The 20642-nt window shown below is 66.8% G+C and carries 14 protein-coding genes; 6 read left to right on the top strand and 8 right to left on the bottom strand.

The window, feature by feature from the left end:
- Positions 1 to 46: 46 nt before the first annotated feature.
- Entirely contained in the window at positions 47 to 1093 is a 1047-nt protein-coding gene (locus RCF34_RS03275; protein WP_308706883.1) for an SGNH/GDSL hydrolase family protein, read from the bottom strand.
- A gap of 207 nt (positions 1094 to 1300) precedes the next feature.
- Positions 1301 to 1624 carry a metalloregulator ArsR/SmtB family transcription factor gene (locus RCF34_RS03270; RefSeq protein ID WP_308706882.1) on the bottom strand — a complete coding sequence of 108 codons (324 nt, stop codon included), beginning with the start codon at positions 1622 to 1624 and terminating at the stop codon, positions 1301 to 1303.
- Positions 1625 to 1716: 92 nt separating this feature from the next.
- Here RCF34_RS03270 and RCF34_RS03265 point away from each other — a divergent pair, with 92 nt between their 5' ends.
- Positions 1717 to 2814, top strand: coding sequence for an NADH:flavin oxidoreductase/NADH oxidase (locus RCF34_RS03265; RefSeq protein WP_308706881.1), 1098 nt, complete (start codon positions 1717 to 1719; stop codon positions 2812 to 2814).
- Positions 2815 to 3046: 232 nt separating this feature from the next.
- On the opposite strand, the gene guaD is transcribed toward RCF34_RS03265, so the two are convergent.
- Genes guaD through xdhA form a run of 4 tightly spaced genes read right to left on the bottom strand, consistent with a single transcriptional unit; the run spans position 3047 to position 9028 of the window.
- Positions 3047 to 4351: a guanine deaminase gene (gene guaD / locus RCF34_RS03260; RefSeq protein ID WP_374941138.1), complete on the bottom strand. Its 1305-nt coding sequence runs from the start codon at positions 4349 to 4351 to the stop codon at positions 3047 to 3049.
- Between the two features lie 24 nt (positions 4352 to 4375).
- Positions 4376 to 5200 (bottom strand): xanthine dehydrogenase accessory protein XdhC, encoded by an 825-nt coding sequence (xdhC, locus tag RCF34_RS03255; protein WP_308706880.1) that lies wholly within the window; start codon positions 5198 to 5200, stop codon positions 4376 to 4378.
- A complete protein-coding gene (gene xdhB / locus RCF34_RS03250) occupies positions 5197 to 7596 on the bottom strand; it encodes a xanthine dehydrogenase molybdopterin binding subunit (RefSeq protein ID WP_308706879.1) in 2400 nt (799 codons plus the stop codon). Before xdhB ends, xdhC begins: the two co-directional genes overlap by 4 nt.
- Complete coding sequence (gene xdhA / locus RCF34_RS03245) at positions 7589 to 9028, bottom strand: xanthine dehydrogenase small subunit (RefSeq protein WP_308706878.1); 1440 nt, start codon at positions 9026 to 9028, stop codon at positions 7589 to 7591. Before xdhA ends, xdhB begins: the two co-directional genes overlap by 8 nt.
- Positions 9029 to 9342: 314 nt before the next feature.
- On the opposite strand from xdhA, the gene RCF34_RS03240 reads away from it, so the two are divergent.
- Positions 9343 to 11913 carry an EAL domain-containing protein gene (locus RCF34_RS03240; protein WP_308706877.1) on the top strand — a complete coding sequence of 857 codons (2571 nt, stop codon included), beginning with the start codon at positions 9343 to 9345 and terminating at the stop codon, positions 11911 to 11913.
- Here the strand turns inward: RCF34_RS03240 and RCF34_RS03235 are convergent.
- Positions 11910 to 12542 (bottom strand): LysE family translocator, encoded by a 633-nt coding sequence (locus RCF34_RS03235; protein ID WP_308706876.1) that lies wholly within the window; start codon positions 12540 to 12542, stop codon positions 11910 to 11912. The genes RCF34_RS03240 and RCF34_RS03235 overlap by 4 nt on opposite strands.
- Before the next feature lie 182 nt (positions 12543 to 12724).
- Positions 12725 to 14176: an efflux transporter outer membrane subunit gene (locus RCF34_RS03230; protein WP_308706875.1), complete on the bottom strand. Its 1452-nt coding sequence runs from the start codon at positions 14174 to 14176 to the stop codon at positions 12725 to 12727.
- A 98-nt stretch (positions 14177 to 14274) separates the two neighbouring features.
- Between RCF34_RS03230 and RCF34_RS03225 the strand changes: the two genes are divergently transcribed.
- The 4 genes from RCF34_RS03225 (at position 14275) to fabF (ending at position 20529) form a co-directional block, all read left to right on the top strand.
- Positions 14275 to 14892, top strand: a complete 618-nt coding sequence (locus RCF34_RS03225; RefSeq protein WP_308706874.1) for a TetR/AcrR family transcriptional regulator — start codon at positions 14275 to 14277, stop codon at positions 14890 to 14892.
- Between the two features lie 76 nt (positions 14893 to 14968).
- Complete coding sequence (locus tag RCF34_RS03220; protein WP_308706873.1) at positions 14969 to 16084, top strand: efflux RND transporter periplasmic adaptor subunit; 1116 nt, start codon at positions 14969 to 14971, stop codon at positions 16082 to 16084.
- Complete coding sequence (locus RCF34_RS03215) at positions 16081 to 19179, top strand: efflux RND transporter permease subunit (protein ID WP_308706872.1); 3099 nt, start codon at positions 16081 to 16083, stop codon at positions 19177 to 19179. The genes RCF34_RS03220 and RCF34_RS03215 overlap by 4 nt, the downstream gene beginning before the upstream one ends.
- Before the next feature lie 63 nt (positions 19180 to 19242).
- A complete protein-coding gene (fabF, locus tag RCF34_RS03210; RefSeq protein ID WP_308706871.1) occupies positions 19243 to 20529 on the top strand; it encodes a beta-ketoacyl-ACP synthase II in 1287 nt (428 codons plus the stop codon).
- The last annotated feature ends 113 nt before the right edge of the window (positions 20530 to 20642 follow it).

Raw genomic sequence — 20642 nt, 5'->3', positions numbered from 1 at the left:
GCGCTGGCGTGAGCCGGCACCAGCCTGGGGCGTAGATCCGGTCAGGCTAGTGGAAGGTCGGCTCGCTGTTCAGCCGTGCGCTGACCAGCAGCGGGCGATCCGGCACGGCACTGCCGGGCCAGGTCTGGGCGATGCGTTCCAGCACCACCTGGGCCAGCATGCTGTGGGTACGGCTGGCGAAATGGCCCCGGGCGCCAAAGATGTAGGCCTGGTCGGCGCCCGGTTCGACATAGCTGTCCGGATCGCAGAATTCCCGACCGGGCAGACAGGCATCGCCCTCGGCATGGGTGAAACCATAGTTGCCATAGTGGGCGAAGACCTCCTCCATCACCCGGTAGGCATCCACCAGCAGCAGGCGATCGCTGGCCGGCAGGTTGGCCTGCAGGGTGTCGTTGTAGAGCTTGACCAGGTCATGATTGCGCTGCGCGACCTGCTCGGTCCAGGGCTCGAGATAGGGCGCCTTGCCATAGTCGGTGTTGTTGAGCACCACCAGACGCTGGGCACCCAGGCTCAGCAGGTAGCGCAGCAACTTGACCTCGTTCATGGCCGTATGGCGAATCCGTGCCTCGACCTGCTCGCGCACCTCCGGGGACAAGGGGGCATCGGCCATCAGCGCGCCCCTGAGCTTCTTGTCGTAGAAGGGCCCGATGATGTCATTGCCGCCGATCTGCACCAGCACCAGGTCCTGCTGGCGGAAGCGGCCATGTTGCATTTCGAAGTTGCGGATTTGCTGGGAGAAGGCCAAGGGCGCTTCGTTGTGGTCGAAGCCCGGCTCGGTGAAGCTGCCGGTCACGGCGCCGCCCTCGGCGTAGCAGAGGCCGTCGGGATCGCTCGGACCCTCGTGGCCATAGCCTTCCACCTGGCGATTGGGGCCTAGCTCGATGCCATAGGCGTCGGCGATTTCCTGGGGGTAGGTACGGCCCGGATTGGTCGCGTAGATATGCCCGAAGGTGCCGCAATCCATGAGGCTGTCGCCAAAGGCGATGACCCTCTGGATACCCCGCGCCTCGGCGATGGGCTCGGGACTGGGTACGAGGGCGAGCAGCGTGGCGACACCTGCGAGTGCGGTCGCCAATCCCCAGTGCTTGCCCATCGTCCACCTCCCGGCAGCGTCCAGCGTCGGTGCTGCCCATGTCGGCTGCAAACTTCATACCGAGAAGAGCGAAAAATGCACCTCGGAGTTCCCTGCGCCCGGACCAGTCGGGCCGGCAGGCGACGACCAGCATTGGACTGCTGGCAGGCGAGCAGTGCCTGACCTGTCGAAGCCCGCCAGTGGCTGCCGCCGCTCCATGGGACTGGGCTAGTCGAGCTTGGCCCAGGGGTCGGAGGATTGCGCCAGGATAGCGGCCATCAGGCCAGGGAATCGCTGATCCAGGTCCTCGCGGCGCAGCTGGTTCATGTGCGTGGTGCCGGCATTGCGGGTATGCACCAGGCCGGCGTCGCGCAGGACACGGAAGTGGTGCGACATGCTGGATTTGGGACGGCCTCCGTCGAGTTCGCCACAGGTGGCCTCCGCGACCCGCGCCAGGTAGCGGACAATATCCAGACGCACGGGATCGCTGAGTGCATGGAACAGGCGCTCAAGGGAGAATTCGTCGGGGCTGGGATGTTTGAAAGGGCGCATGGACTAATCATACACCGGGGGTTGGCGATTATGTTATGTTCGATTAATATCGAAATAACGAACCAATATCTGCCTCAAGGGAGACCGCTCAGATGTCCGCATTGTTCCAACCCTTCACCCTCAAGGACGTGACGCTGCGCAATCGCATCGCCATCCCGCCCATGTGCCAGTACAGCGCCGTCGATGGAGTCATCAACGACTGGCATCAGGTGCACTATGCCGGCCTGGCCCGTGGCGGTGCCGGCGTGGTGATCGTCGAGGCGACCGCTGTCTCGCCGGAAGGCCGGATCACCCCCGGCTGCGCGGGTATCTGGTCGGACGCCCATGCCCAGGCCTTCGTGCCGGTGGTCCAGGCGATCAAGGCCGCCGGTTCGGTACCGGGTATCCAGATCGCCCACGCCGGTCGCAAGGCCAGTGCCAACCGGCCCTGGGAAGGTGACGACCATATCGCCGCCGACGACGCCCGCGGCTGGGACACCATCGCCCCGTCCGCCGTGGCCTTTGGTGCCAATCTGCCCAAGGTGCCCAAGGCCATGACCCTGGACGACATCGCCCGGGTCCGTCAGGACTTCGTCGACGCCGCCAAGCGTGCCTACGAGGCGGGTTTCGAGTGGCTGGAGCTGCACTTCGCCCACGGCTACCTGGCCCAGAGCTTCTTCTCGGTGCACTCCAACCAGCGCGACGACCAGTACGGTGGCGACCTGGCCGGCCGCAGCCGCTTCCTACTGGAAACCCTGGCCGCGGTGCGCCAGGTCTGGCCGGAGCACCTGCCGCTGACCGCCCGTTTCGGTGTGATCGAATACGACGGTCGTGATGAAGAGACCCTGGCCGAATCCATCGAGCTGGCCCAGGGTTTCAAGCGCGAAGGCCTTGACCTGCTGAGCGTCAGCATCGGCTTCTCCACTCCGACCGCCAACATCCCCTGGGGCTCGGGCTTGCTGGCGCCCATCACGGAGCGGGTGCGCAAGGCCACCGGTCTCAAGGTGGCCTCGGCCTGGAACATCGACACCCCGGCGCTGGCCAACCAGGTGGTGGCCGACGAGCAGTTGGATCTGGTGATGGTGGGTCGTGCCCACCTGGCCGATCCGCACTGGCCCTACTATGCGGCCAAGGCCCTGGGCGTCGACAAGCCGTCCTGGGTACTGCCTGCGCCCTACGCCCACTGGCTGGAGCGCTATCGGACCAGCTGAGTCGGCTCTGGCTGAACGCGAAGGCCGCCCCTTTGGGCGGCTTTTTCGTGCGTATCAGATGAGGGTGGTTTTTGTTGGGCTTTCGCTGCGCTTAGCCCAACCTACGAAAGTTGCGCCGGTTGGTAGGTTGGGCTGAGGTGGTTCCATCACCGCAGCCCAACAACCTGCCCATCCAGGTACCACCTTTGAGCCGCCAGTGGAAAACGTCGCGTGGTTTTTCGCGCTACGGATGTCAGGCGTCGCGGCTGTGCACCCGGCGGCCGGCGGCGTGGGTTTCCCGTACCACGCGGTCGTCGCCGAGGGTGGTGAGGACGAACAGGGTTTCCTCCAGGCTCCTGGACTGTTGCAGGCGATAGTCCAGCAGCGGGGTGGCCTTGAGGTCGAGCACCACGAAGTCGGCATCGTGGCCGGGGGCCAGACTGCCGATGCGATCCTCCAGGCGCAGGGCGCGGGCCCCGCCGAGGGTGGCCAGGTACAGCGACTTGAAGGGGTGCAGGCGATGCCCGCGCAGTTGCTGCACCTTGTAGGCCTCGCCGAGGGTCTGCAGCAGCGAGAAGCTGGTGCCGGCACCGACGTCGGTACCCAGGCCGACGTTGACCTTGAAGGCTTCCATCCGCTCGAGATCGAACAGGCCGCTGCCAAGAAAGAGATTGGAGGTGGGGCAGTGCGCCACCGCCGAACCGGTGTCGTGCAGGCGCTGGCACTCGGCGTCGCAGAGGTGGATGCCGTGGGCGAACACCGCGCGCGGGCCGAGCAGCTCGAAGTGATCGTAGACGTCCAGGTAGTTGGCACGCTCCGGGAACAGTGCCTTCACCCAGTCGATCTCCTTGAGGTTCTCGGAGAGGTGGGTGTGCAGGTAGACGTCCGGGTGCTCGGCCAGCAGGCGACCGGCGGCTTCCAGTTGCTCAGGGGTACTGGTCGGCGCGAAGCGCGGGGTGACGGCGTAGTGCAGGCGGCCCTTGCCGTGCCAGCGCTGGATCAGCGCCTTGCTGTCGATATAGGCGGACTCGGCCGTGTCCTGCAGGTAGTCCGGGGCATTGCGGTCCATCAGCACCTTGCCGGCGATCATGCGCAGGTCAAGGCGCTGGGCGACCTCGAAGAAGGCATCGACCGACTGCGGGTGGACACTGCCGAACACCAGGGCGGTGGTGGTGCCATTGCGCAGCAGTTCGCCGACGAAGACCTCGGCCACCTCGGCGGCCTTGGCCGGATCGGCGAAGGCGCCCTCGGTCGGGAAGGTATAGGTGTCCAGCCAGTCCAGCAGTTGCTCGGCGTAGCTGGCGATCATGCCGGTCTGCGGATAGTGGATATGGGTGTCGATGAAGCCGGGGGTGATGAGGGCGTCGGGATGCTCGATCACCTGGGTGCCGGCGGGCAGCGTGGACAGCAGCTCGGCGGCCGGACCCATGGCCTGGATGCGGCCATCCTCGACCAGCAGCAGGCCGTCGGCGTGGTATTCGTAGGAGGCGTCCAGCCCCACCTCGGCCGGGTCGGCAAGGCTGTGGAGCAGGGCGGCGCGATGGGCGATGGCGGTCATAACGATCTCGGATGGAGGATAGAGCTAATTGGGGGTCGCGGTGACCAGGCGCAGGGGCAGCTCCGCCTGCTCGGCCTGGCGGCCGTAGTGGGCGATGACCTCGCCGGCCACGGCGATGGCGATCTCCAGCGGCAACTTGCCCTGGACCTCGGGCAGGCCCAGGGGGCAGCGCACCGTGGCCAGGCGGTCGGCGCCGTGGCCACGCGCGGCGAGGCGGTGGCGGAACTTGGCCCACTTGGTCCGGGAGCCGATCAGTCCGAAGTAGCCATGGTCGCCGCGGGCGAGGATGGCATCGGTCAGCTCCAGGTCCAGGGGGTGATTATGGGTCATGACGATGTAGTAGGCACCCGCCGGCATGCGGGCGATCTCGTCGACCGGCTCGTCGGTCAGGCGCTTTTCCACGCCGGCGGGCAGGACGGCGGGAAATTCCTGGGAGCGCGAGTCCACCCAGCGCACGGCGCAGGGCAGCCCGGCCAGCAGCGGCACCAGGGCACGGGCGACATGGCCGGCGCCGAAGACGATCACCGGGACGTCCTGCGCGAGTTGAGGTTCGAACAGCAGGGTGGTGACGCCGCCACAGCACTGGCCGAGGCTGGCGGCCAGGGAGAAGCGTTCCAGGCGCGGCTGGCGGGTGCCGGCGGCGAGCATTTCCCGGGCGATGTCCACCGCGCGGTATTCCAGGTGGCCGCCGCCGATGGTCAGGTGCTGTTCTCCGCGCCCCACCAGCATCTTGGTGCCGGCCTCGCGGGGGGTGGAGCCCTGCTCGTCGGCCACGGTGATCAGCACGCAGGGTTCGCCGCGCGCCTCGAAGTCGGCCAGCAGGGCCAGCCAGCCACGTTTGGTGTTCATGCGGGCTCCTCCGTGGCGGGGACCGGGGCGGCCTGGGCCTCGGCGGCCAGGCGGCGCATGCGTTCCACGCCCCAGAGCACCCGTTCCGGGGTGGCGGGGGCGTCCAGCGCCGGGTGGAAACGGTAGTCGGCCACGCTGGCCACGGCGTCCTGCAGGGCGCACCACACCGAGATGCCGAGCATGAAGGGCGGCTCGCCCACGGCCTTGGAATGGAACACCGTGGCCTCGGGATTCTGCCGATTCTCCACCAGCCGCACCCGTAGGTCCGGGGGTACGTCGCTCACTGCCGGGATCTTGTAGGTGGAAGGACCGGCGGTGAGCAGCTTGCCGGTGTCGTTCCACACCAGTTCTTCCATGGTCAGCCAGCCCAGGCCCTGGACGAAGCCGCCTTCGACCTGGCCGATGTCGATGGCCGGATTCAGGGAGGCGCCGACGTCATGGAGGATGTCGGTGCGTAGCAGGCGGTACTCGCCGGTGAGGGTGTCGATCAGCACCTCGGAACAGGCGGCGCCGAAGGCGTAGTAGTAGAAGGGCCGACCGCGGGCCTGGTCGCGGTCGTAGTGGATCTTGGGCGTGCGGTAGTAGCCGGTGCTGGACAGCGACACCTGGCCGACGTAGGCCAGCTGGATCAGCTCCTCGAAGCTCAGCAGCCGGTCGCGCACCCGGACGTGGCCGTTGCGGAACTCCACCTCTTCGGGTCCGACGTGGAAGTGCCGACTGGCGAAGTCGATCAGCCGGTCCTTGATGGTCTGGGCGGCGTTCTGCGCAGCCTTGCCGTTGAGATCGGTGCCGCTGGAGGCGGCGGTGGGCGAGGTGTTGGGCACCTTGTCGGTGTTGGTGGCGGTGATCTGGATGCGCTGGATATCGACCTGAAAGACTTCCGCCACCACCTGGGCGACCTTGGTGTTGAGGCCCTGGCCCATCTCGGTGCCGCCATGGTTCAGGTGGATGCTGCCGTCGGTATAGACGTTGACCAGGGCGCCGCCCTGGTTGAGGAAGGAGGAGGTGAAGGAGATGCCGAACTTGACCGGCGTCAGGGCCAGGCCCTTCTTCAGTACGGGACTGTTCCGGTTGAAGTCGCGGATGGCGGCGCGGCGGGCCTGGTAGTCGCTGCTGGCCGCGAGGTCCGCGGTCATCTCCTCGAGCAGATTGTCTTCCACCACCTGATGGTAGTGGGTGAGGTTGCGCGTTTCCTTGCCGTAGTAGTTGCGCCGCCGCACGTCCAGCGGATCGAGGCCGCGATGGCGGGCGATGGCGTCCATCACGTTCTCGATGGCCAGCATGCCCTGGGGGCCGCCGAAACCGCGGTAGGCGGTATTGGACGCCAGGTGGGTCTTGCAGCGGTGGCCGGTGATCTGGGCGTTGCCCAGGAAATAGGCATTGTCGGCATGGAACATGGCGCGGTCGATGATGGCGTTGGACAGGTCCGGCGAATAGCCGCAGTTGCCCGCCAGTTCAAAGCGGATACCCAGCAGGCGGCCCTCTTCGTCGAAGCCGACGTCGTATTCGACATGGAAGGGATGGCGCTTGCCGGTCATGTGCATGTCTTCGAACCGTGGCAGGCGCATCTTCACCGGGCGCCCGGTGAGATGGGCGAACACCGCGCAGAGGGCCGCCGGCATGCCGGCCTGGCTTTCCTTGCCGCCGAAGCCGCCGCCCATGCGCCTCATGTCGACGGTGACCTTGTTCATCGAGACGCCCAGCACCTCGGCCACCTGCTTCTGCACCTCGGTGGGGTTCTGGGTGGAGGAATAGACCAGCATGCCACCGTCTTCGGTGGGCATGACCGAGGCCACCTGGGTTTCCAGGTAGAAGTGCTCCTGGCCGCCAATGGCCAGCTCACCCTGCAGGCGATGGGGCGCGGCGGCCAGGGCGGCGGCCGCGTCACCGATCCGGTGGCTGTGGCTGGGGGAGATGAAGTGTTCGCGCTTGAGCGCTTCCTTGACGTCGAGGATGGCCTCCAGCGGCTCGTATTCGATGAGGGCGGCCTGGGCGGCGCGGCGGGCGGCGTCGAGGCTGGTGGCGGCCACCGCCAGCACCGGCTGGCCCAGGTACTGCACCTCGCCATCGGCCAGCAGCGGATCGCCGGGCAATACGGCACCGATGTCGAGCTGGCCCGGTACGTCGGCGGCGGTGATGGCCAGGGCCACGCCGGGGATCTGGTAGCAGGGCGCGAGATCGATGCGTGCGATCCGCGCATGGGCGTGCTCGCTCATCCGCGCATAGACGTGCAGCTGGTTGGGAAACTCCAGGCGGTCGTCGATGTACAGGGCTTCACCGCTGACATGCTTGGCGGCGCTCTCGTGCTTGAGTGGCTTGCCGACGCCGGTGGCCAGACCGGCGGCGAAGGCCGCGGCCATGTCCTCGGGGGTACGGGTGGGCAGGCTGCTAGACATGGGCGGTGACCCTCGTGGCCAGCGCGGGCTGGGTGGTTTCCAGGTGACATTTGCGCAGCAGGTTTTGCGCCGTCAGCAGGCGGTATTCGCGACTGGCGCGGAAATCCGACAGTGGGGCGAAATCCTCGGCCAGGGCCTGGACGGCGCGCTCGATGGATGCGGCGTTCCAGGGCTGGCCGAGCAGCGCCTGTTCGCAGCGCGCCGCCCGCTTGGGCGTGGCCGCCATGCCGCCATAGGCGATGCGCACGCTGCGGACGCGGTCCCGCTCCAGTTCCAGGGCGAAGGCGGCGCAGACCGCGGAGATGTCGTCATCCAGGCGCTTGGACACCTTGAAGGCACGGAACACCAGGCCCGCGCGTGACCGCGGCACCCGTACCGCCTGGATGAATTCGCCCGGCTCCAGGGCAGTCTTACGATAGTCGAGGAAGAAGTCGTCGAGGGCCAGTTCGCGCAGACGCTCACCCTGCCGTAGCAGCACGCTGGCACCCAGCGCCAGGAGCAAGGGCGGACTGTCGCCGATGGGCGAGGCATTGCCGATGTTGCCACCCAGGGTGCCCTGGTTACGGATCTGCAGGGAAGCGAAGCGCTGCAGCAGCGCGCCGAAGTCCGGGTAGTCGGTGGCCAGGGCGGCGGCGCAGTCGGCGAGCGGGGTGGCGGCGCCGATCTCGATAACCTCGTCGCTCAGGGTAAGGCCCCGCAATTCGGGCAGGTTGCCCAGGTAGATCAGGGTCTCCAGTCGGCGATGCTGCTGGGTGACCTCCAGGGCCAGGTCGGTACCGCCGGCCAGCAGGCGCGCCGCGGGATGGGCCAGGTAGAGACTGGCCAGTTCGCTCAGGCTGGTGGGGCTGTGGCAGCGTCGGCTGGCGCCTTCCAGACGGGTGGCAGGTTGCGCTGCCAGGGCTTTGAGGCGTTCCAGGGTCTGGCGCTCGCGGGCATCGAACTGATCCGGCTGAGGGCTGGTGCAGGCCTGCTCGGCCGCGGCCAGGATCGGGCGGTAGCCGGTGCAGCGGCAGAGATTGCCGGCCAGGGCCTCGTGGGTAGCAGCGCTGTCCGCTGATCCCACGTTTTTCTGCAGCGCGAACAGCGACATGACGAAGCCCGGGGTGCAGTAGCCGCACTGGGAACCGTGGCAATCGACCATGGCCTGCTGCACCTGATGGAGACGGCCCTGGTGCTTCAGGTCCTCCACGCTGATCAGCTGCCGGCCGTCCAGCGCCGCGACAAAGGTCAGGCAACTGTTGACGGTGCGATAGCGCAACCGGTCGCCCTCCGGCTCGGCCAGCACCACGGTGCAAGCGCCGCAGTCGCCCGAGGCGCAGCCTTCCTTGGTGCCAGTCTTGCCACAGCGCTCGCGCAAGTACTGCAGCACGGTGAGGTTGGGATCGAGCTGCTCTTCGACGCGCAGCTCCTGGTCCAGCAGAAACCTGATCACGGCCGCTCTCCACCTGGTCTCGAATGTCCTGATGGTGGGTAAAGCTGACTGATAGGTCAACATTTGCCCGGGTGAGTGGCGCGCCTCTGTCGTTTTTGAGCAAGAGGGCCAGCAAAGGCTGCGCCCCTTTGGCGCGTCCAGCGCCGTGCTGCCCGCCGATGGTGCAAAAACCACCGCTCTAGGCTGGGTTTCTATGGAATATTCATGCCGGCGCTTCAAGGCCGTTACAGTACTGCCGATATAAAGGCAGACGATTACGGCCTGGCCGCCTGCCGTCAGCACCCTCGTACAACCCGTTGCAACAGGTCGCTACCGTGCCTACCCAACTCAACCGTGTTGCCCGTCAGGCTTCCCTCGGCTTCTTCGCCCTGGTCATCCTCATCTTTGCCCTGGCTGGCTGGATGCTGTTAGATCTGTGCGCGCGCATCGACGAGCAGCAACGCCACCACAGCGAGGCGGATGCCCAGCGGGCGCTGGACACGCGGCTGGACAAACTGGGCCGGGTGCTGACCGATTACTCCTTCTGGATCGAGGCCTATGCGCGGACCAGCAAGAAGGTTGACGTCAACTGGGCCTACGAAGAAGACAACGTCGGGCCATCCCTCTACAGCGGCTATGGCGTGAATGGCGCCTTCATCCTGGCGCCCAACGGCGTCACGCGCTACGCCGTGGTCGGCGGCGGCCGCAGCAAGCTGCAACTGGATACCTGGCTGGGCGACGACCAGGCGCCGTTGCTGGCCCAGGCCCGGGAGCGCTCGCTCAAGGATGGCTATGCCCAGGGCTATTTCCTGATCGAGGGCAAGCCGGCCAGCGTGCTGGCCGCGGTCATCCGCCCGGACGCCACCTACCAGGACTTCAAGCGGCTGTCCTACATGGTCTTCGTCGACATCCTCACGCCGGACAAGCTCGCCCAGCTCGGGCAGACCTTCGAATTGCCCGGGCTGACCGCGGAGCCAGGGGCGCTGCCGTCACTGGCGGAGCGGCCGACCTTGGTGGTGAAGTCCGATCCGGGTATCGCCGTGACCTTCCACTGGCTGGTGCATGGGATGGGGCAGCGCCTGCTGGCGCAGTTCCTGCCGTTGCTGGCGGCGATGTGTGGTCTGGCGCTGCTGCTGGTCTGGTACCTGCGCCGCCGGATCGGCCTGGCGGCACGGCAGACGGATGTGGCCGAAGATGCCCTGAGGCACAGCGAGCAGCGCTTTCGCACCGTTTCCGAGGCGTCGTCCGACTGGATCTGGGAAAGCGATGCCGAGCAGCGGCTGGTCTATCTTTCGGAGCGTTTCGTGGCCGTCACCGGCTTCAGCCGGGAGAACTGGCTAGGCCGCCCCTTGCACGAGCTGCTCGGCTATCCGCCGAGCCAGGTCGAGGAGGTCGCCAGGGCGCAGCCGGCGACCGGACGCAGCCGACGTCCGCTACCTTGCGAGATGCGCGACGCCCAGGCGAAGCTCCGGTACTGCCAGCTGACGGCGCAACCCATCATCAGCGGTGGCCTGCTGGCGGGCTTTCGCGGCACCGTGTGCGACGTGACCGAGGAGATCGAGGCCAAGGCGCGGATCGAACACATCAGCCGGCACGATGCCCTGACCGGACTGGCCAACCGTCATCAACTGCACCGCTACCTGGCGCAGCGCTTCGCCGAGGGCGTCAATGCCAGCCAGCCGCTGCATCTGCTGGCCCTCGACCTGGACCGCTTCAAGCCGGTCAACGACTCCCTCGGCCATGGCGCCGGCGACCAGGTGCTCTGCCAGGTCGCCCAGGAGTTGCGCGCCAGCGTGCGCGAAGGCGATCTGGTCGCGCGCATCGGCGGCGATGAATTCGTCATCGCGGTGAATGGCTGCCTGAGCGCCGAGCAGGTGAGCGTGCTGTGCAACCGGATGCTGGAGGGCATCGGCCGGCCCATGCGCATCGACGAGCACGACATCAACATCGGTGCGAGCGTCGGCATCGCCCGGGCGCCCCAGGATGGCCATAGCGCCGAGGATCTGCTGCGCTATGCCGACATCGCCCTGTACGAAGCCAAGGCGGCGGGGCGTAACACCCTGAGATTCTATGAGCCCACCATGAACCAGCGCATCCTCGAGCGGCGCCAGCTGGAAACCGAGTTGCGCCTGGGGTTGCAGCGGCTGGAATTCGAGCTGGATTTCCAGCCGCGTTTCGATGCCAGCAGCCAGCGCTTGCTGGGGGCCGAGGCCCTGGTGCGCTGGAATCATCCCGTCCGTGGTCGCCTGGCGCCGGCCGAGTTCATCGGGGTGGCGGAGGAGACCGGGCTGATCCTGGGCCTGAGCGACTGGGTGTTGCAGGAGGCTTGCAGCCAGGCGCTGGACTGGGCGCCGGAGTTGATCGTGTCCATCAACCTGTCACCGCTGGAGTTCCAACGCGATGACCTGGTGGCGCGCATCCGCAAGGTGCTCGAGCGCACCGGTATCGACCCGGCGCGGGTCGAGCTGGAGCTGACCGAGAACGTCTTGCTGGACGATGCCGCTGGCGCCCTGGAGTTGATGAAGAAGCTCAAGGCGTTGGGCGTGCGGCTGTCCATGGACGACTTCGGCACCGGCTATTCCTCGCTGAGCTACCTGCGCACCTATCCCTTCGACTGCCTGAAGATCGACCGCAGCTTCGTCTCCAACATCGAGGTGAGCGAGAGCAATGCCGCCATCGTCGAGGCCATCATCAGCATGGGGCGGGCACTGTCGTTGACGGTGGTGGCCGAAGGCATCGAGACCGCCGGCCAGCTGGCGCGCATCGCCGACCTCAAATGCGACCAGGCCCAGGGCTTCCACCTGCAGCGGCCGCTGTCCCCGGCGCGTTTCGCGGCCTTGCGGCAGGAGCAGTCACAGCCACGGGGAGCGTCGAACGACGGCGGCCGGACCCTGGTCGCGCACTAGGCGCGAGGGGCGCCCAGGGCCGCTCCCAGCAACAGCGCGGCGAACACCAGAAAGAGCGTGCCAGCCGCCCGCTGCAGCCGGACGAGGGTGGTACCCGCGGTCAGGCGGGCACCGAGGGCTGTCGCCGCCCTGGCGTAGCTGCAATGGATGATGAAGCTCATCAGGCAGAAGGTCGCCACCAGCAGCACCAATTGCGGCAACACCGGGCGATCCACCTGGATGAAGGGCGGAAACAGCGCCAGGAAGAAGATGATCAGCTTGGGGTTGGTCAGGGACACCAGCAGGCCCTGCAGGACGTGTCTGCCACCGCTGACCACGGGCCGAGTGGTGGCAGGCTGCCGGCCTCGCGACGCGGGACTGCGCAGACGACTCAGCCCCAGCCAGCCCAGGTAGAGCGCTCCGACCAGCTGCAATCCCTGCAGGGCCCGCGGCGAGCTGCTCACCAGGGCGCCGAGTGCAGTGCTGGCCAGGATGGCCACCAGCAGCATGCCCAGCACCACCCCGAGGATACCCGGCAGGGCGCCGCGTAGCCGCAGCTGCAGCGCGTTGGTGAGCGTGAGCAATACGCCTGGGCCGGGGCTGGCGATGGTGAGGCCGCACAGCAGGAGGTAGAGGGCGAAGTGTTGCATTGGGCGTGTCTGAACCTTCTGGCATGGGACGACCCGAATGGCCGCCTACCTGGGAAGCTGGCCGGCGCCGGCCAGCGGGACCCAGTATGGCCGGCCGGCTTGCGGCGGTCGCCATGCAGAAGCTGAGCTTTCGTACCGGACAGCCGCGCGGGCCAGCCCGGTGCGGCGGGTGCCTTCTTCTGCTATCTCAGGCTCAAGGCGGCGGGAGAAGCGGGTTGCCAGCCTCCGCCCAGCGCCTTGAAAGTGCTTATTGCCGCTAGTGCGGCTGCCGTTTGCGCCTGGGCCCGCGCATCGGCAGTGCGGAGCAGGCGCTCATCGGCCTGCAGGACGTCCACCAGGGGCACCACGCCCTTCTGGTAGGCGAGGGCGGAGGCCTGGCGGGCTTGGCCGAGGGCGGCTTCGCCCGCCGTCAGCAGCGTGACCTGCTGTTCGCGCTTGAGCTGGCCGGTGAGGGCATCTTCGACGTCTTCGGTGGCGCGCAATACCGCCAGCCGATAGGCCGCCAGCAATTCCGCACCCTGTCCCTTGGCCGCCTGGATCTGCGCGTCGATCCGACCGAAGTCGAACAGCCGCCAGCGTACGCCCAGGGCCCCGAGCGCCTGATTGGCGTCGTGGCTGAAGAGATTGCCACTGGACATCGTGGTGGCGCTGCCAAGTAGAGCGTTCAGGGAGATCCTGGGATAGTACTCGGCCATCGCGGCGCCGATGCGTGCGTTGGCGGCGGCCAAGCGGCGCTCGGCCGCGATCAGGTCCGGACGCCGACGGAGCAGGTCGGCGGGCGTGCCTGCCGTTTCGATACGGGGGCCGCTGGGGATGGACGCGGCGCCAGCCAGTTGCGTACGCCAGGTGCCAGGCGGTGTCGCCAGCATTATGTCCAGCGCATTCATGGCCCGCTCCAGCGAGAACTCCAGACCGGGTATCGAGGCCTGAACCTCGGCCAACCCTCCTTCGGCCTGGCGTAGCTCCCGGTCGGTCGCCAGGTCCCTGCCGTTCAGTAGCCTGACCATCGACAGCAACCCCTGCTGGGTGTCGACCTGCTGGTGGGCGATCGCCAGGCGTGCCTGCAGACCGCGGATGTCGACATAGAGATCGGCCGTCTGGGCGGCCACGGCCAGCCGCACGGCGCGGGCACCGGCCAAGGTGGCCTGGTAGTCGGCCAGGGCGGCTTCGCGACCTCGGCGCAGGCCGCCGAACACGTCCAGCTCCCAGCTTGCGTCGAGATTGGCCTCATAGGAAGAACCGCTCCTGTCGTAGCCGGGCGCTGAATCGAGCACCCGTCCAAGCGGTGTTTCCAGTGACTGATAGGCACGACCGGCTTGGCCACCAAGATCGCCTGCTGGCAATAGCGCGGCGTTGGCCGCCGTGACGCCGGCGCGAGCCTGGGTAATGCGTGCGTCGGCCTGGACCAGATCGAGATTTTGCGCAAGCGCCTGCTCTACCAGGCGGCTCAGGAGCGGATCGTGGAAACGGTCCCACCAACCAGCAAGCGCCTGATCGGCCAGGGGCGCTGCCACCGGCCGCTGCTGGAAGGTTGCAGGTAGCGCGACTTCAGGAGCGTGGTAGTCAGGCCCGACGGTACAGCCGCTCGCCAGGGTGGCGCTGGTGAGCAGAATCATCTGGAGTCTGGAGCGCATGGGCTTTTATCCTGAGCAACGCCTGAACGGTTTTAGTGACTAAAGTGTATATTGGTCACCTTCCGTTTCATTTTGCAACTGCCGGAACACCTAAGCCCATGACTACCGAATCCGTTTCACCTGGCCAGGCGCGTGGACCGGCCGAGCACGACGTTCGCCACCAGATCATGGTGGCAGCGAAAGCGCACTTCAGCCGCTACGGCTACGAGAAAACCACAGTGTCCGAACTCGCCAGGAGCATCGGGTTTTCCAAAGCCTACATTTACAAGTTCTTCGATTCGAAGCAGGCGATCGGCGAGGCCATCTGTGCGGATTGCCTGCAGGGAATCGAGGCAGCGGCCAGGGCCGCGGTTGGCTCGACCGACAGTCCGCCTGAAAAGCTCAGAAGGCTTTTCCAGAGCCTTCCAGCAGCGACACTGCAGCTGTTTTCGGAGGATCGAAAGTTGTACGAAATCGCGATCTCTGCAGCCTCCGGTCGCTGGCCGGCCACGATCAGCTACGAAGCGCGGATGCAGGAGCTGCTCAAGGAAATCCTGGCGCAGGGCCGCGGGGAGGGGCAGTTCGAGCGCAAGACGCCGATCGACGACGTGACGACCGCGACCTATCTCGTGCTTCGACCCTATCTGAATCCGCTGATGCTGCAGCACAGCTTCGAGCATTTCGACGTCGCCCTTACCCAGCTGGCCAACCTGGTGCTGCGTAGCCTCTCGCCTTAAATTGCTCAGTGACTATTGACTAAAATGGTCACTGGTATCAAATTGCGCGCTCTGCTGGCATCCTCCTGGAGCTTCCATGTTCGCGCGCCGTCTGCTTTCCACCGCCGTGGTGGCTACAGTCCTTCCGCTGTCTCTCGGCGGGTGCAACGCCCCTTCCCAAGGCGATCCCCGTACGCAGGCACCGTTGGTACGAGCCGCCGTGGCGCAACAGGCCGAGAGCGCTAGCCGCACCTTTACCGGCATCGTCGCCGCGCGAGTGCAGAGCGATCTGGGCTTTCGCGTCGCCGGCAAGGTTGCCGAACGGCTGGTGGACATAGGGGCAACCGTCAAGCGCGGACAACCGCTGCTCAAGCTCGACCCCATCGATCTGCAGCTGGCCCTGCAGGCGCAGCGCGAAGCCGTGGCCGCTGCCCAGGCGCGGGCTCGCCAGGCGGCAGACGATGAGTCTCGCTATCGGGACCTGCGCGGCACGGGGGCAATTTCGGTCTCCGGCTACGATCAGATCAAGGCCGCTGCGGATACGGCGAGGGCCCAGCTCAAGGCCGCCGAAGCCCAGGCAGAGGTGGCGCTCAACGCCAGCCGTTATGCCGTCCTGGTGGCGGATGCGGATGGCACCGTGGTCGATACCCTGGCCGAGCCCGGGCAGGTCGTGGCCGCTGGGCAGATCGTGATGCGCCTGGCCCGCGCGGGCGCCCGGGAGGTCGTCGTCCAGCTGCCGGAGACCTTGCGTCCGGCGCTTGGCTCGCTGGCCCAAGCCAGCCGTTTGGGCGCTGATCCACAGCCAGGACCGGCACGACTGCGGCAGTTATCGGACAGCACCGATCGCGAGACGCGTACCTTCGAGGCGCGCTATGTGCTCGAAGGGGCGCTGGCCAATGCGCCGCTGGGCACCACGGTGACATTGCGTATCCCGGAAGAGTCCGTGCCGCGGGCGAATGCCTTGCAGGTGCCGTTGGGCGCCCTCTACGACGAGGGCAAGGGCGCTGGCGTCTGGCGTATCCAGGGCTCGCCCGAGCAGGTCGCCTGGGTACCCGTGCAGGTTCGTCAACTGGCGGATGACACCGCCCTGGTGGCCGGCCCCCTCCAGTCGGGTGACAGGGTCGTGGCCCTCGGTGTTCATCTGCTCCACGAGGGCCAGACGATCCGCTTGGCCTCAGATGCCAACAGTGCGCTGGAAGGAAAGCAGCCGTGAGCGACAGCCGATTCAATCTGTCGGCGCTGGCCGTCCGCGAGCGCTCCATTACCCTGTTCCTGATCCTGCTGATCTCGGTCGGCGGGGTACTGTCGTTCTTCAAGCTGGGCCGGGCGGAAGATCCGGCCTTCACGGTCAAGGTCATGACCATCATCACCGCCTGGCCGGGTGCCACGGCGCAGGAGATGCAGGATCAGGTCGCCGAGAAGCTGGAAAAGCGCCTGCAGGAATTACGCTGGTACGACCGCTCGGAAACCTATACCCGTCCGGGTTTGGCCTTCACGACCTTGACGCTGCTCGACCAAACGCCGCCGGCCGAGGTACCCGAGGAGTTCTACCAGGCGCGCAAGAAGCTCAGTGACGAAGCCAGGACCCTGCCCGCCGGGGTGATCGGGCCAATGGTCAACGATGAGTACGCCGACGTCACCTTCGCGCTCTTCGCGCTGAAGGCCCGGGGCGAGCCGCAACGGCTGCTGGCGCGCGAGGCGGAAACGCTGCGCCAGCGTCTGCTGCATGTGCCAGGGGTCAAGAAGGTCAACATCCTGGGTGAGCAGACCGAGCGCATCTATGTGGAGTTTTCCCACGATCGCCTGGCGACCCTGGGGGTGGCGCCGCAAGACATCTTTGCCGCGCTCGATGCCCAGAACGTCCTGACTCCCGCGGGCTCCATCGAAACCCGCGGCCCCGAGGTGTTCGTCCGCCTGGATGGTGCCTTCGATCAACTCGATGCCATTCGCGACACCCCGGTGATCGTCAACGGCCGCACCTTCAAACTGGCGGACATCGCGACGGTGAAGCGTGGCTATGAAGATCCTGCCACCTTCGTCATCCGCAGCGGTGGCGAGCCGGCGCTCCTGCTGGGTATCGTCATGCGCGACGGCTGGAATGGTCTGGATCTCGGCAAGTCACTTGAAAGCGAAGTTGGCACCATAAACGCTGAGATGCCCTTGGGCATGAGTCTGACCAAGGTGACGGATCAGGCGGTCAACATCGCCTCGTCGGTCGACGAATTCATGATCAAGTTCTTCGTCGCCCTGCTGGTGGTGATGGCGGTGTGCTTCGTCAGCATGGGCTGGCGGGTGGGCATCGTCGTGGCGGCCGCGGTCCCCCTGACGCTGGCGGCGGTGTTCCTGGTGATGGCGGCCACCGGCAAGAATTTCGATCGCATTACCCTGGGCTCGCTGATCCTGGCCCTGGGGCTGCTGGTGGACGATGCCATCATCGCCATCGAGATGATGGTGGTGAAGATGGAGGAGGGCTATAGCCGCGTCAAGGCGTCGGCCTATGCCTGGAGCCACACCGCCGCGCCCATGCTGGCCGGCACCCTGGTGACCGCCGTGGGCTTCATGCCCAATGGCTTCGCTCAGTCCGCGGCGGGTGAATACACCAGCAACATGTTCTGGATCGTCGGCATCGCGCTGATCGCCTCCTGGCTCGTGGCGGTGGTCTTCACGCCCTACCTGGGCGTCAAGCTGCTGCCGGAGACCAAAACCATCGAAGGCGGGCACACCGCGCTTTACGACACCCCACGCTACAACCGTTTTCGTCGCGTTCTTGGCCAGGTGATCGCGCGCAAGTGGCTGGTCGCGCTGCTGGTGATCGGCCTGTTCGTGGCCGCCATCCTGGGCATGGCCGTCGTCAAGAAGCAGTTCTTCCCCATCTCCGATCGGCCCGAGGTGATGGTGGAGGTGCAGATGCCCTATGGCACCTCGATCACCGAGACCGAGCGGGCGACCGCCAAGGTCGAGGCCTGGCTCGCCCGGCAGGATGACGCCCGGATCGTGACCTCGTACATCGGGCAGGGGGCGCCGCGCTTCTTTCTCGCCATGAGCCCGGAACTGCCGGATCCTTCCTTTGCCAAGATCATCATCCGCACCGACGACCCGGAGGCCCGTGAAGCCCTCAAGGTGCGCCTGCGCGAGGCCATCGCTGCCGGACTCGCGCCGGAGGCACGGCTGCGCGTCACCCAACTGGTGTTCGGACCCTATTCGCCGTTCCCGGTCGCCTTTCGCGTGAGCGGCCCCGACCCGCAGGTGCTGCGGCGGGTGGCAGGGGAGGTGGAGCAGGTGATGCGCGCCAGCCCGATGATGCGCACCGTCAACAGCGATTGGGGCACCCGTATGCCGGTGCTGCGCTTCAGGTTGCAGCAGGATCGGCTGCAGGCGATAGGCCTGAGCTCAGGCAGCGTGGCGCAGCAGCTGCAATTCCTGCTCAGTGGCGTTCCGGTGACAGCGGTGCGCGAAGACATCCGCACCGTCCAGGTGGTCGCGCGGGCGGCGGGCGACGTTCGCCTCGATCCGGCGCGGTTGGGCGATCTCACTCTGGTCGGCGCCCAGGGCCAGCGCATTCCACTGTCGCAGATCGGCGACGTTGAGGTGCAGATGGAGGAGCCCCTCATGCGGCGCCGCGATCGGGTGCCGACCATCACCGTACGCGGCGACATTGCCGAAGAGCTGCAACCGCCGGACGTTTCCACCGCCGTGCTCGAGCAGCTGCAGCCGATCATCGAGGGCTTGCCGGCGGGCTATCGGATCGTGCAGGCAGGTGCCATCGAGGAGTCGGGCAAGGCGATGGCGGCGATGCTGCCGATCTTCCCGCTGATGATCGCCCTGACGCTGCTCATCATCATCCTGCAGGTGCGCTCCATGGCCGCGATGATCATGGTCTTCATGACCAGCCCGCTGGGGCTGATCGGGGTCGTGCCTACGCTGATCCTCTTCCAGCAACCCTTCGGCATCAACGCCCTGGTCGGGCTGATCGCGCTGTCGGGCATCCTGATGCGCAACACCCTGATCCTGATCGGGCAGATCCACCAGAACGAGCAGGACGGCCTGCCGCCCTTCCAGGCGGTGGTCGAGGCGACCGTGCAGCGCGCGAGGCCGGTGATCCTTACCGCACTGGCGGCGATCCTGGCCTTCATCCCGCTTACCCATTCCGTGTTCTGGGGCACCCTGGCCTACACCCTCATCGGCGGCACCCTCGCAGGCACCGTGCTCACCCTCGTATTCCTGCCGGCCATGTACGCCATCTGGTTCAGGATCAAGCCACCCGCCCGCAGAGATCCCCGGTCCTCCGACCTGGCAATCGCGCCGTGATTGGAAGCGGACAAGACACGAGGTCGCCGACGGGCACCTCCCATCGAGAAAAGAGGTAAGGCAATGCAAGGCAACGACAGAACACGCATCGTGGTGACCGGCCTGGGCACGGTCAGTCCGCTGGGCTGTGGCACCGACGCCGTCTGGGCGCGGCTACTGGCGGGTCGCTCCGGCCTGAGCCTGCTGCCGGCCGAGGTCAGCGACGGAGTGGGCAGTCTCATCGCCGGCCAGGTGCCCAGCCGCGCCGACGATCCGGAGGCGGGCTACGACCCCCTGGTGGCCATCGCCGCCAAGGACCTGAAGAAAATGGATCGCTTCATCGAGTTCGCGCTGGTGGCGGCCAAGGAAGCGCTCGATCAGGCCGGCTGGCAGCCGACCAGCGAGGCGCAACGGGAGCGGACGGCGACCATCATCGCTTCCGGGGTCGGCGGTTTCGGTGCCATCGCCGAGGCGGTACGAACCACCGATGCGCGCGGCCCACGCCGGCTCTCGCCCTTCACCGCACCGTCCTTCCTCGCCAACATGGCGGCGGGCAACGTCTCCATCCAGCATGGTTTCCGGGGCCCGTTGGGGGCGCCCATCACCGCCTGCGCCGCGGGTGTCCAGGCCATCGGCGACGCCGCCCGGCTGATTCGCAGTGGCGAGGCTGACATCGCCCTCTGCGGCGGGGCCGAGGCGGCCATCAACCGCGTCAGCCTGGGCAGCTTCGCCGTCGCCCGGGCTCTGTCCACGGGATTCAACGAGCGTCCGCAGGAGGCTTCGCGGCCCTTCGACCGGGATCGTGACGGCTTCGTCATGGCCGAGGGCGCGGGGCTGCTGGTGATCGAGACGTTGGAACACGCCCTGGCACGCGGCGCCACGCCCCTGGCCGAGTTGGTGGGTTATGGCACCAGCGCCGATGCCTACCATCTCACCGCCGGCCCGGAAGATGGCAGCGGTGCTCGTCGCGCCATGGAGCAGGCCCTGCGCCAGGCCGGGATCAGCGCTGCCGAGGTGCAGCACATCAATGCCCACGCCACCTCCACCCAGGTGGGAGACAAGGGGGAGCTGGCCGCCATCCGCGCGGTCTTCGGCGATGACGCTCCGGTGGCCATCAGCTCGACCAAATCCAGCACGGGACACCTGCTGGGCGCCGCAGGCGGCATAGAGGCGATCTTCACCGTGCTCGCGCTGCGTGATCAGGTCGTGCCGCCGACGCTGAATCTGCACCATCCGGATCCGGCTGCCGAAGGCCTGAATCTTGTCGCCCTGCAGGCTCGACCGCTGGCGATCGACTACGCCCTGTCCAATGGCTTCGGTTTCGGCGGGGTGAACGCCAGCGCGCTGTTCAGGCGTTGGCTGGGGGCCTGATAGTTGATGAACTCGCAGGCACGCGCGGCCCGGCCGCTCATGCTCGCGGCGGTGCACATGATCTTTGGACTCGCGTAGCGGTAGGAGCGGCGTTTCCCTGCGTCGTTTCAGAT

It is taken from the genome of Pseudomonas sp. 102515, from assembly GCF_031085165.1.
GTDB lineage: Bacteria > Pseudomonadota > Gammaproteobacteria > Pseudomonadales > Pseudomonadaceae > Chryseomonas.
Note: the sequence above shows the minus strand (reverse complement) of the source record. Positions and strands in the feature narration are given on the sequence as shown.